Here is a 12841-nt window from a genome sequence, read left to right as displayed (position 1 = left end):
TAAAATAAACACCATTATAATGACGCTATAAACAGCTACCATTATCCCATTTTCGTTTATCGAGATCCCATTAAGATATGTGGTGATGAATAAACGTCCAAAACATAGAAAATAGTGAGTAAGAATGAGCCAGCGCGATGTGATTTTTTCAGCACCAATTGAAAAAATGGGTGACTTTACGTTTGATGAACGAGTTGCCGAAGTTTTTCCTGATATGATTCAACGCTCGGTGCCTGGCTATAGTAATATCATTTCGGCTATCGGTATGCTGGCTGAACGCTTCGCAAAACCAAACTCCAATATTTATGATTTAGGTTGTTCACTTGGCGCTGCTACCTTGTCAATGCGTCGCCATATTCATCAAGAAAATTGCCAGATCATTGCAGTAGATAATTCTCCCGCCATGATTGAACGTTGCAAACTTCATCTTAATGCCTATCGTTCAGACACTCCAGTCAATGTGATTGAAGCGGACATTCGTGACATCGACATCGATAACGCCTCGGTTGTGGTATTAAATTTCACCTTACAGTTTTTATCACCAGAGGATCGTTTGGCATTATTAGAGAAAATTTACGCAGGTTTACGACCTGGTGGTATTTTAATTTTGTCCGAGAAATACATTTTTGAAAATCAACCTGCTCATGAGCTTCTGATTGATTTACATCATGATTTTAAACGAGCCAATGGGTACAGTGAGCTGGAAATCAGCCAAAAGCGCAGTGCGATAGAAAATGTTATGCGCCCAGATTCCATTGAAACGCATAAACAGCGATTCCAAAAAATAGGGTTCACCAGTTATGAAGTCTGGTTCCAATGCTTCAACTTCGGCTCTATGTTCGCGCTAAAATAATGTTAGCCTAACCTTAAAGCACCACCACCGCTGACCTGTTAGTGTCATCACTTAATAGAAAAACCGAATATTACAAAACCCTAATTCAACTCAAACCTTAAGAAAGAGTGTTATGTTTAACTTTGCTAACTTTTATCAATTAATCGCCCAAGACCAACGTTTACAACCTTGGCTCAATGTCTTGCCTCAACAATTAACGGATTGGCAAAACGCAGAGCATGGTGACTTTGAACGTTGGGTTAAAGCATTAAATAAAATATCAGCAGCGCAGCCAGATAACATCGATATTCACACTCAAGTTAGCATTACCAATAATGACCCTCTTGCACTCGGTGAGCAAAAAAAATTAGAAAGTTTATTGCGCACCTTTCATCCGTGGCGTAAAGGGCCGTACCATGTGCACGGCTTAGATATTGAAACCGAATGGCGTTCAGATTGGAAATGGGACCGTGTCCTACCTCATATCTCCGATCTCAAACATCGTTCAGTCCTCGATGTCGGTTGTGGTAATGGTTACCACATGTGGCGCATGCTAGGCGCTGGCGCTCGTTTATGTGTTGGGATTGATCCTTCGCACTTATTCTTAATTCAATTTGAAGCTATTCGTAAATTGATGGGCGATGACCAACGCGCGCATTTATTACCATTAGGTATTGAACAACTTCCTGAATTAAAAGCTTTTGATACCGTATTTAGCATGGGCGTGCTTTATCATCGCCGTTCACCTTTAGATCATTTATATCAATTAAAAAATCAATTGGTGGCTGGGGGGGAATTAGTCCTAGAAACTCTGGTGATTGAAGGCGATGAAAACGCGGTATTAGTTCCAGTAGATCGCTATGCTCAAATGCGAAACGTCTACTTTTTCCCATCAGCTAAAGCACTCAAAGTCTGGTTAGAAAAGTGTGGCTTTATTAATGTACGTATCGTTGATGAAAATATCACTTCAACCGATGAACAACGTAGCACTACTTGGATGACACACAACTCTCTACCCGACTATTTAGATCCTAACGATCCATCGAAAACCGTTGAAGGTTATCCAGCTCCGCGTCGCGCTATCTTGGTGGCCACGAATCCGTAACCATCAATAAATCGTCTCCAGTATCTTGCCAAGAAGCAAAGGAATGACCTGAGCTTTACATTAAAGCGCTTCACGGCAAGATCCAGATACGCTAGACTTTGAACTTATAATTTTATAGAGGTTACAACAGCTTAATATGCTCAAAAAATCTTTAGGTCTTGCCTTCTTCCTTTTAGTCTCACTCTCAGGTTGTGCCTATATGACTGGGGAGCATTATTCCCAACAGACGATTCAAGCGATTAACCAAAGTGAAGAAAAATTATCGAATAGAATCGAAGAGTTAGACTCCAATCTTGATAAACAAACCGATTATATTGCTAGCTTAGAAGCGGAAGTCATTAATTTGAGTAACGAAGTTGAATTGATGAAACGTCGTCAGCAACGCTATTTGAGCTCAGCACATAAAACTCAAACACCTTCTCAACCATCAGGTACGTCAAATATTGTGGTTACAGACCTCGAACCTCAAACAAGACCGGGAATGGTGACATTAGGTTCATTAGAAAAAGTCGATATTGATATCGTCAAAACATCATTTACTGCCCGAGTCGATACCGGTGCGACCACCTCCTCAATTAATGCCATTGATCTACAAGAGTTTGAGCGAAATGGGAAAAAATGGGTTAAATTCCATATTGCAGATAATCGTGCACCAGAAGACCGCTTATGGATTGAAGCGCCTATTATCAAACATGTAAAGATTCGGCAATCCAGTACCAATGCACTAGATCGTCGCCCGGTAGTAGAAATTTGGATAAAAATCGGCAGTATTCATGAAAAAGCACAGTTTACTTTAGCTGATCGCACCCAAATGGATTATCCTATTTTATTAGGTCGTGAGTTTATTCAAGATGTTGCTTACGTGGATGTAAGTCGAGAATTCATTGAATCAAAAGAGCCACCGAAAAAAATTTCTACACAATAAAAAGTTTTTCAAATTATTAATTTAGACTGGTTAAGGAAAGGTTATGACGTCTAGAGTGCCATTTTATTTTCTCATCGCCATACTTGTCATTACAGGGATCACCCTGAGTGTCATGCGTCATCAAGACTATGGTGTTCCATGGGGCCCAGGAGAATCCCGACAAATATGGGATATTGAAGCTCGTATTGAATTTACCGCAACCGGTGGCCCAGCCAAAGTATCGCTCGCGGCACCACACACACAAGATGGCTTCACACTCATCGATGAAAGTGCATCCTCTCCAGGTTATGGCTTATCGTATGTCAATACCGATACCGGTCGCCGCGCCGAGTGGTCTGTCCGTGATGCCAAAGGGCCACAAACGATTTACTACAAAACTCAATTTTTAGTTGACCCTCAATCGCAAGCAGACGTGATTCCTCCTACTCAAGGTGACTTCAACTCTCCTACTTTCACTGGGCCACAACAAGCCGCTGTCGATGCTATTACCTCTCAAGCCTCTGAACGCTCAGCTGACGATATCACTTTTGCTCGTGAGTTAATTAAACAATTTAACGACCCTGATAACCAAAATGCCTCTTTATTGCTAGATGATTTTAGTAAGGTTCAAGCAATTGCCAAAATCTTAACCTCATCGGCTATTCATAGTAAAACGGTTGGTGTGGTAGAGCTAGAAGATGGCCGTCGTCGTCAATCGATTATTCCAATGATTGAAGTTTGGGATGGCAAAGTATGGCAACTATTTAACCCGGAAAGCACAGAGCAAGGTGTACAAGAAAACCTTTTGATCTGGGATGAATCCAATGTCTCTCTCTTAGATGTGATCGGCGGTAAACACAGTAAAGTGTTCTTCTCCATGCTGGCACAAGATGTTTCACCAAGTAATGCGACTAAACAAAAAGTGGTAGCGGATAATTTGCTGAACTTCTCAATTCATAGCTTACCACTTGAAGAGCAATCGATGTTCAAAACCATTATGTTAATCCCTATTGGGGCATTAATTGTGGTGTTCTTGCGTGTGTTAATCGGTTTGAAAACCTCAGGGACTTTCATGCCAGTATTGATTGCCGTCGCCTTTGTACAAACACAATTACTACCGGGGATTATTGGCTTCTTACTAATTGTAGGAACCGGCTTAGTCATTCGTGGTTATTTATCAAAACTGAACCTACTTCTGGTTGCTCGAATATCCGCGGTGATCATTACCGTTATCTTGATCATTTCGATATTTACTATCGTGTCTTTCAATATAGGTTTAACTCAAGGTTTAACCATTACCTTCTTCCCAATGATCATTCTATCTTGGACGATTGAACGTATGTCTATCCTATGGGAAGAAGAAGGCGCGAAAGAAGTCTTCATGCAAGGTGGTGGTTCATTACTGACAGCGGTTCTGATCTATCTTGCGATGACAAACTCGTATGTACAGCACATTACCTTTAACTTCATTGGTACTCAGTTTATTGTTCTAGCGTGTATCTTGGCTCTAGGTAACTATACCGGTTATCGCCTATTAGAATTAAAAAGATTCAAACCTTTAGCGGAGGACTAAACCATGTTTTCTAGTTTTACTTCACCGCAAAAGTTAAAAGCCAAAGGCATCATGGGCATGAACAAACGAAATGGCGCGTATATTTCGCGCTATAACGACCGTTCTAAATACCCATTAGTTGATGATAAATTGCAAACTAAAATCATCGCTCAAAAGCATGGTGCCACAGTACCTAAGCTTATCGGTGTTATCGCTCAACAAGCCGAAGTCAGACGTATTCATCAAATGGTGAAAGACTGGCCGGGTTTTGTAATTAAGCCTGCTCGTGGCTCTGGTGGTAAAGGCATTCTTGTTATTATTTCCCATAAAGATGGGGTCTATATCAAACCCTCTGGGCAAGCCATTAGTGAACAAGACGTCGAACGTCATATAAGTAATGCTCTGGCTGGATTATTTTCATTGGGCGGCAAAAATGATGTTGCTGTGGTTGAAAACCTAATCAAATTTGATGATGTGTCATTTGAAGGCTACAGCTATGAAGGCGTTCCCGATATTCGTGTTATTGTCTTTAAAGGCTACCCCGTTATGGCAATGATGCGTTGTTCAACAGCGGCCTCTGACGGAAAAGCTAACTTACACCAAGGTGCGGTGGGGGTTGGATTGGATATCGCCACAGGCCGAGCTGTACGTGGGGTACAATTTGACCGCCCTATCACTCATCACCCAGATACTGGGAAACCGCTCAGTGGCTTAGTCGTTCCAGATTGGGAAAAGTTATTGATTTTAGCATCAAGTGCTTGGGAGATGACTGGGTTAGGTTACATGGGTACCGATATGGTTCTGGATAAAGAAGAAGGTCCAATGGTATTGGAGCTCAATGCTCGTCCAGGGCTGGCAATTCAAATTGCTAATGGCGCAGGTCTCTTACCAAGATTGCAACATATCGAAAACTTAGAGCCGCCGATTGAATACCCTAAAGCGGCAGAACGTGTGGCATACGCAGCAAAACACTTTGCCGCAGAATCACAGTTCTAAACGTTTACTAAATAAAAAAGACCGCCGATAGTGATTATCGACGGTCTTTTTAATAGTAATACGGTTTTTAAGAACAATTCGTTTTTTTAAGAACAATTCGGTTTTTTAAGAAAAATACGATTTTTTGATAAGTTTCAATGACGCTCGATATAAAAAACTAAAGTAAAAATCCAAAGCTAAAAGCCAAGAGCAAACAAGCTAAACACCCTATCGCTCCACTATTTACCTAACGCTTCTTTATAATGATGGCGGCACACCGATTCATAACGGTCATTACCTCCAATCGCAACCTGATCACCTTCCGCAATCGCACGCCCTTGCTCATCCATACGAATGACCATGTTGGCCTTGCGACCACAATGACAAATTGTTTTCAATTCAACCAGCTTATCTGCCCACGCTAACAAGTATTGACTGCCTTCAAATAACTCACCTAAAAAGTCACTACGCAGACCGTAACACAATACCGGAATATGTAATTTATCCACCACTTCGGTCAATTGATAAACTTGCTGTTTATTTAAAAATTGGCACTCATCGATCATAATACAATGCGTTTTTTGCTTATTATTCAGTGCTTGTATTTCTGCAAATAAATCCGTTTTGGCATTATACAAATACGCTTCAGATTGCAAACCAATACGGGAGCTTACTTTACCAACCCCATCACGGTCATCGATCTCGGCAGTAAAAATAACAGGGTTCATCCCACGTTCACGATAATTAAATGAGGATTGAAGCAAAGTCGTTGATTTACCAGCATTCATTGCTGAGTAATAAAAATACATCTGTGCCAAAGGAAAGAGCCTTTCTTATTCTAGGTATTCAGTTATAGATAAAAAATTGCACCACAAAACTGCGGTGCAATCGTGTTAATATTCAGGTGATAATTATTTACGACGCCATGTTGTACCTTGAGCGCCATCTTCTAAAATAATGCCTAATTCATTCAGTTTATCGCGGGCTAAATCTGCATTTGCCCAATCTTTTGCTGCACGTGAATCATTACGTAACTTGATAAGTGCTTCAATTTCAGCTACTTCGTCATCATTACCGGCTCCACCTTGTAAGAAAGCTTCCGGGTCTTGATATAAAATACCAATCACATCAGCTAACTCACGCATTAGTGCCCCCAAAGCAGAAGCTTTATCTAGATCAAGCGTTTTTAAACGGTTAACTTCACGAGCCATATCGAACAATACCGAATAAGCTTCTGGGGTGTTGAAGTCATCATTCATCGCAGAAGAAAAACGAGCAACAAACTCTTCACCACCCGCAGGCGCAGCTGATAAATCTAGGCCACGTAAAGAGGTATACAAACGCTCTAAAGCTGAACGCGCTTGGTTCAGATTGTCTTCGCTGTAATTTAATTGACTACGATAATGACCTGACATTAAGAAATAACGCACTGTTTCTGAATCATAGTGCTTCAATACATCGCGGATCGTGAAGAAGTTACCCAGTGATTTCGACATTTTTTCACGGTCAACCATCACCATGCCGCTGTGCATCCAAGTGTTAACGTATGGCGTATCATGCGCACAGCAAGATTGAGCAATTTCATTTTCATGGTGAGGGAATTGCAAATCAGAACCACCGCCATGAATATCAAAATGTTGACCTAAAATAGAAGAATTCATCGCGGAACATTCAATGTGCCAGCCTGGGCGACCTGGACCCCATGGCGATTCCCAAGTCGGTTCACCTGGTTTCGACATTTTCCAGACCACAAAATCCATTGGGCTACGTTTTGCGCTTTCCACATCCACTCGAGCTCCCGCTTGTAATTGCTCAAGATCTTGACCGGAGAGCTTACCGTACTGCTCGAACTTCTTAACTTCAAACATCACATCGCCATTATCGGCAACATAAGCAAAGCCACGTTCAATGAGACGTTCTACCAATTCAATGATTTCTTTAATGTAATGTGTAGCGCGAGGCTCTACATCCGGTCGTTTGATATTAAGCGCATCAAAATCGGCATACATCTCTTCAATAAGACGTTCCGTTAATGAATCACAGCTTTCGTTATTTTCAGCTGCACGCTTAATGATTTTATCGTCGATGTCCGTAATATTACGCACAAAGGTCAAGTCATAACCTAAAAATCGTAAATAACGAGAAACAACATCAAATGACACAAAAGTACGACCGTGACCGATATGACAAAGATCATAGATAGTCACACCACAAACATACATGCCGATTTTTCCAGCATGAATAGGTTTAAATTCCTCTTTTTGGCGGGTCAATGTGTTATATATTTTTAACATGATCTCTATCTACGTCCGGTGAAAATTATAATTTTACGATTATACCCAAACAGGCAATGAAGTCGACATTCCCCCCATATTTTAATGGTCTATCCTTAAAGAAGCTTGCTGTTAATGGCGATATTTTATCCACATAGCACTATTTTGATTTCAAGTGTTAACTTCAATGCCATTCCGGTTAATGTTTAAAGTTGCTTTAGAGACAACTTTCGCTAAAATCGACCTTCTAACGCTTAGTTCATCTTGGTGACTATTAAGCAAACGACGTGTTAACCATTAAATCCAATCAGAAAGGACAAAACCATGATCATCCTTCACACCAACTTTGGCGATATTAAAGTGCAATTAAACGAAGAAAAAGCACCTGAAACGGCAGCGAACTTCTTACAATATTGCCAAGATGGCTTTTATGACAACACGTTATTCCACCGTGTTATTGATGGATTTATGATTCAAGGTGGTGGCATGACTTCTGGCTTAAAAGAAAAAGCCACTCGTGCACCAATTAAAAATGAAGCCAACAACGGTTTGAGCAACAAAGTCGGTACTTTAGCAATGGCTCGTACCATGGAACCACATTCTGCTAGCTCTCAATTTTTCATCAATGTGAATGACAATACTTTCCTAGATTTCAAATCTGAATCTATGAATGGTTGGGGTTATTGTGTCTTCGCTGAAGTAGTTGAAGGCATGGACGTAGTAAACAAAATCAAAGCAGTAAGCACAGGTTCATACGGCATGCACCAAGACGTTCCTCTTGATGAAGTCGTAATTACTGGCACAACGATCGAAGCCTAATTTCCACTCATAACGTCACTCTGATTAGCAAGATTGACGCGTATAAAATTAGCGCTTAAGGGGGAGTCAGTCTCCCCTTTTTACTATCAAAGTTTGAGATTTCATGACCACCTTATTTATTGCCGATCTGCATTTATCTCCCCTCCGCCCTGATATTACTCAGTGTTTTCTTCGTTTTATGGCAGAAGAAGCCCCTAACGCAGACAAACTTTATGTGCTTGGTGATTTATTTGAATTTTGGATTGGTGATGATGATGATTCTCCCTTTAATAGCCAGATAAAACGAGCATTCCAACAGCTTACCCAGCAAGGTGTTGAGTGCTTTTTTATTCAAGGGAATCGTGACTTTTTATTAGGCCAGCGCTTTTGTAAAGAAACCGGTATTACCTTATTACCAGATGTCCATGTAATTGACTTATATGGTGTAAAAACCGTTATTTTGCATGGTGATACGCTCTGCACTAGAGACGAAAAATATCAGGAATTTAGAAAAACCGTCCATCAACCATGGCTACAAACTTTATTCCACTGGATTCCATTATTTATCCGCAAAAAGATCGTCGCCAATATCCAAGCAAAAATTAAACGACAAAAACACGCTAAACAAATGGATATTATGGACGTCACACCAGAAGAAGTGGTGAAAGTCTTGGAAATAAATCATGTCACCAATATGATCCATGGCCATACTCACCGCCCTAATACACATACTCATCATACGAGCCTTGGTAATGCTACCCGAACCGTACTCGGAGACTGGTATACGCAAGGTTCAGTTTTAGTCTGCACGCCTGAAAAATGCGAGCTACAGCAAAGATCCTTGTAATAATCTATTATCATTTCTTCCATTTTGTGCATTCGTCTAAGCTTAGAAGATTCGGCTTATTTATAGATAATTTGATTATCGTTAATCATTGGATTTCAAGTAGAAACACGTGAGGTTTTCAGATATCGTGAGCCATTCACTTTTTATCGACAAAAGGCACAAAGTCTAAACGATGCATTCTTTTATTGCGCGTCAACCCATTGTAAACGCCAGCGATCACATCGTGGCTTATGAATTATTATTCAGAACTGGATTGCAAAATAAATACCCTTCTATTGATCCCGAACAAGCCACCAGTCGAGTACTCATTGAACACTTTTTTCTCACCAATGTTCAAGGCTATGACGATACTCTGTATCTGGTCAATTTCCCTTATCAAAGTCTACTCAATCAAATCCCAACCTTATTTCCTGCCAAATACCTTATGATCGAAATTCTTGAAGATTGCCCTCCTAGCGATGCACTATTAGCTGCTATTATCAACATGCATCAGCAAGGCTATAAAATTGCATTAGATGATTTTATTCCTTCGAAGAAATGGGAACGTTTTTTACCTTATATCACTGCCATTAAATTCGATATAAAACAGATTTCCATCAAACAAGCCAAACAGTTTATCGATACCCATCAACACTATTCATTACAATATTTAGCCGAAAAAATTGATAGCCTTGCTGAACTCAAGGCGGCTCGAGAGGCCGGGTTTGATTATTTCCAAGGTTATGAATTATATAAGCCTGAAATTATCAAAAAGAAACGGATCGAATCTTCTGAATTTACCGTTGAACAGCTTGAGTTAGCCATTCAGCAGTCCCCTATTGATTTTCATCTTATTGCTCGCTTAATACGTCACGACGTTACGATGTCTTATAAGTTAATGCGCTTTGTTCATGCTCATCTCAATGAACCATTTCGTTCATTCGAACAGGCTTTTCAATTACTTGGAGAAGAAAAGATACAGCTATTTATCTCATTGTCGTTAACTGCCGCACACGATCCTGATCCTTCGCCTCATTATGAAACCTCAATGCAAAGGGCCCACTTTTGCGAACAAGTTGCGGCTTTACCCCAATTTAATATCAACATTGAGCATGCTTATTACGTCGGCATGTTTTCGCTACTCGATAAGCTTCTTGAACATCCCCTATCTGACCTTATCGCAACCCTGCCCTTAGAATCCTCGGCGATAACAGCCCTGCTTACTCAGCAAGGAACCTTAGGAAAAATGCTAGCGTTAGCGATTGCATATGAAAATAACGATAAATCAAGTATCCTTAAGCAAGCCAATGAGCTGCAGCTCGAACTCGATCAAATCAATAGGTTTTATCGTAATGCGATCGACTGGTCAACGCCCGAATATCATCACCTTCGATTACAAGGCAACCTCGCTCATCAACTTTAATCACGTTTAAGGAAAAAATCATGCTTTGCCCATGTTGTAGCCAGCAAACCTATGATAATTGTTGTCGTCCTATCCATCTCAATGCAAAAAATGCACGCTTACCAGAGCAATTAATGCGTGCTCGATACTGTGCCCATGTCCTCAACAATACCGCATTTGTCATTGAGACTTATCATTCCTCATGTCACGCGGAACAAGATGCACAAGCCATTGAAGAGTCGATCCACAGTGAATGGGTAAAATTAGAAGTACTCGATGCGCCAGCCCCCGAAGCAGAAGAAGGCTTTGTGGAGTTTAAGGCGTATTTTATGGAAGAAGGTCAGCAACATTGCTTACATGAACGTTCGCGCTTTGTGATGGAAAGTCAACAATGGCGCTATATTGATGGCATCATGCCAGAGGAAATGGTTGATCCTCGGTTAAATCAAACCATTGCGAATACGAAAATTGGAAGGAATGATCCTTGTTTATGTGGTAGCGGCAAAAAATTTAAAAAATGTTGCGGCTAGATCGATGCCGCCGGAAATATTGAGTTAATCATGGTCCTATTTATCACAAACTAAACAATAATAAAAAAGCTCGATGATCAATAACGATAACCGAGCTGATTTATCTCTAATATGAGTGCTTTAAATTAGCGGCTACGCTTAAATAAGAAAATCATAGGTAGCATAATCACACAAACAAACATCATTAAGCGATAATCTTGTAAGTAACCTAATATTGCAGCTTGTCTATTCACTTCAGCATCAATGGCATATAAACCAGCTTGAGTGGTAATGTCATACATTCCTTTTTCTGCCGCTATATGAAGTGGATGACTAAATGGCGTAATATATTGAGCAAAGGTCGCATGATTATATTGAATACGGTGCGCCAAATACGTTGTCACCACCGAGATACCAATACTACTCCCTATATTTCGAATTAAACTATAAAGTGCGGTCCCTTCTGTTCGATATTTTGCTTCTAACGAAGAGAATGTCATCGTAGATAGAGGAACAAACACTAAACCTAATCCTAGACCTTGAACGACTCCTGTTCGAATAATATCCCATGAACTGACTTCAGCAGTAAAGAGTGTCATTTCCCATAAAGATACAATCATCAAGCCACAACCAGTGACCATTAAATAGCGTAAATCGACTTTTCTTGCTAAGCGGCCAACGATTAACATTCCAGTCATCGTTCCAAAACCACGCGGTGTTAATAAGAAACCAACATCCAACACCGGGTATCCCATTAAACTTTGCATAAAAGGTGGTAATAGCGCCATAGTAGCCAGTAACACCACTCCCATCATGAAACCGATGGTAATCCCTACAATGAAATTTCTATCCGCAAACATTTTTGGATCTAAAAAGGGCTGTTTCGCAGTAAACATATGAACAATAAACATATATAGTGCGATGGCGGCAATCGCAGTTTCTATAACAATCTCCATGCTGGAATACCAGTTTTGAGACTCGCCACGGTCTAAAAATAATTGCAACGATCCAATAGCTAGGGCAATGAGCGTAAAGCCAAATAAGTCAAATTTTCTATCAGCCTCAATCACCGTTTCTTTTACATAAGCTGCGATACCAAACCAGGCTAATGCTCCAAAAGGAATGTTGATATAAAATACCCAGCGCCAATTATAATACTCGGTGAGCCAACCACCTAATGATGGTCCTAAAATAGGCCCAACCATTACCCCTACCCCCCACAATGCCATTGCAGAACCGTGCTGTTCTCGAGGATATGTATCTAATAAAACAGATTGAGAAAGTGGCACTAAACTGGCACCAAAAATCCCTTGTAACAACCGAAACAAGATGATCTGATCCAGAGACTGTGCAGCGCCGCATAAAATAGAAGCAACAGTAAAACCAATTACTGAGTATATAAATAAGCGTTTACGACCAATTCTTGCTGCCACAAATCCCGTCAATGGCATCGCAATAGCAGAAGCCACAATATAAGAAGTTAACACCCAAGAAATTTGATCTTGAGTCGCCCCCATTGCTCCTTGCATATGTGGTAAAGCTACATTAGCAATGGTGGTATCAAGCGCTTGCATAATGGTGGCTAACATTACCGAAAAAGTAACCAGCAACCTTTTCGTGCTTTCTACTTTGTCATTAGCTCGTATTGTAACGTCATTCATAACC

At 40.5% G+C, this 12841-nt stretch carries 12 protein-coding genes; 9 read left to right on the top strand and 3 right to left on the bottom strand.

The window, feature by feature from the left end:
* Positions 1 to 124: 124 nt before the first annotated feature.
* The 5 genes from cmoA to VCA1004_RS04835 all read left to right on the top strand — a co-directional run bounded on the left by cmoA (position 125) and on the right by VCA1004_RS04835 (position 5389).
* Positions 125 to 853, top strand: a complete 729-nt coding sequence (cmoA, locus tag VCA1004_RS04855) for a carboxy-S-adenosyl-L-methionine synthase CmoA (RefSeq protein ID WP_086984512.1) — start codon at positions 125 to 127, stop codon at positions 851 to 853.
* A 112-nt stretch (positions 854 to 965) separates the two neighbouring features.
* Entirely contained in the window at positions 966 to 1937 is a 972-nt protein-coding gene (gene cmoB / locus VCA1004_RS04850) for a tRNA 5-methoxyuridine(34)/uridine 5-oxyacetic acid(34) synthase CmoB (protein ID WP_086984513.1), read from the top strand.
* 136 nt (positions 1938 to 2073) lie between these two features.
* A complete protein-coding gene (locus VCA1004_RS04845) occupies positions 2074 to 2862 on the top strand; it encodes an ATP-dependent zinc protease family protein (RefSeq protein ID WP_086984514.1) in 789 nt (262 codons plus the stop codon).
* A 43-nt stretch (positions 2863 to 2905) separates the two neighbouring features.
* Positions 2906 to 4414: an inactive transglutaminase family protein gene (locus VCA1004_RS04840; RefSeq protein ID WP_086984515.1), complete on the top strand. Its 1509-nt coding sequence runs from the start codon at positions 2906 to 2908 to the stop codon at positions 4412 to 4414.
* 3 nt (positions 4415 to 4417) lie between these two features.
* Positions 4418 to 5389, top strand: a complete 972-nt coding sequence (locus VCA1004_RS04835; RefSeq protein ID WP_086984516.1) for an alpha-L-glutamate ligase-like protein — start codon at positions 4418 to 4420, stop codon at positions 5387 to 5389.
* Between the two features lie 218 nt (positions 5390 to 5607).
* Here VCA1004_RS04835 and VCA1004_RS04830 read toward each other — a convergent pair whose 3' ends face one another.
* Together VCA1004_RS04830 and cysS are read right to left on the bottom strand one after the other, a co-directional pair.
* Entirely contained in the window at positions 5608 to 6186 is a 579-nt protein-coding gene (locus tag VCA1004_RS04830) for a thymidine kinase (protein WP_086984517.1), read from the bottom strand.
* 93 nt (positions 6187 to 6279) lie between these two features.
* Positions 6280 to 7662, bottom strand: a complete 1383-nt coding sequence (cysS, locus tag VCA1004_RS04825) for a cysteine--tRNA ligase (protein ID WP_086984518.1) — start codon at positions 7660 to 7662, stop codon at positions 6280 to 6282.
* Positions 7663 to 7965: 303 nt separating this feature from the next.
* On the opposite strand from cysS, the gene VCA1004_RS04820 reads away from it, so the two are divergent.
* The 4 genes from VCA1004_RS04820 to VCA1004_RS04805 all read left to right on the top strand — a co-directional run bounded on the left by VCA1004_RS04820 (position 7966) and on the right by VCA1004_RS04805 (position 11197).
* A complete protein-coding gene (locus VCA1004_RS04820) occupies positions 7966 to 8460 on the top strand; it encodes a peptidylprolyl isomerase (RefSeq protein ID WP_086984519.1) in 495 nt (164 codons plus the stop codon).
* Between the two features lie 103 nt (positions 8461 to 8563).
* The gene (gene lpxH / locus VCA1004_RS04815) at positions 8564 to 9286 is read left to right on the top strand and encodes a UDP-2,3-diacylglucosamine diphosphatase (protein WP_086984520.1); all 723 of its coding nucleotides are present in this window, start codon (positions 8564 to 8566) and stop codon (positions 9284 to 9286) included.
* Positions 9287 to 9458: 172 nt separating this feature from the next.
* Complete coding sequence (locus VCA1004_RS04810) at positions 9459 to 10688, top strand: EAL and HDOD domain-containing protein (protein ID WP_086984521.1); 1230 nt, start codon at positions 9459 to 9461, stop codon at positions 10686 to 10688.
* A gap of 20 nt (positions 10689 to 10708) precedes the next feature.
* Positions 10709 to 11197, top strand: coding sequence for a YchJ family metal-binding protein (locus VCA1004_RS04805; RefSeq protein ID WP_086984522.1), 489 nt, complete (start codon positions 10709 to 10711; stop codon positions 11195 to 11197).
* Positions 11198 to 11322: 125 nt separating this feature from the next.
* On the opposite strand, the gene VCA1004_RS04800 is transcribed toward VCA1004_RS04805, so the two are convergent.
* Positions 11323 to 12837 carry a DHA2 family efflux MFS transporter permease subunit gene (locus VCA1004_RS04800; protein WP_086984523.1) on the bottom strand — a complete coding sequence of 505 codons (1515 nt, stop codon included), beginning with the start codon at positions 12835 to 12837 and terminating at the stop codon, positions 11323 to 11325.
* Between the last annotated feature and the right edge of the window lie 4 nt (positions 12838 to 12841).

The organism is Vibrio aphrogenes (assembly GCF_002157735.2).
Lineage (GTDB): Bacteria > Pseudomonadota > Gammaproteobacteria > Enterobacterales > Vibrionaceae > Vibrio > Vibrio aphrogenes.
This window is presented reverse-complemented; position numbering and strand designations above follow the sequence as displayed.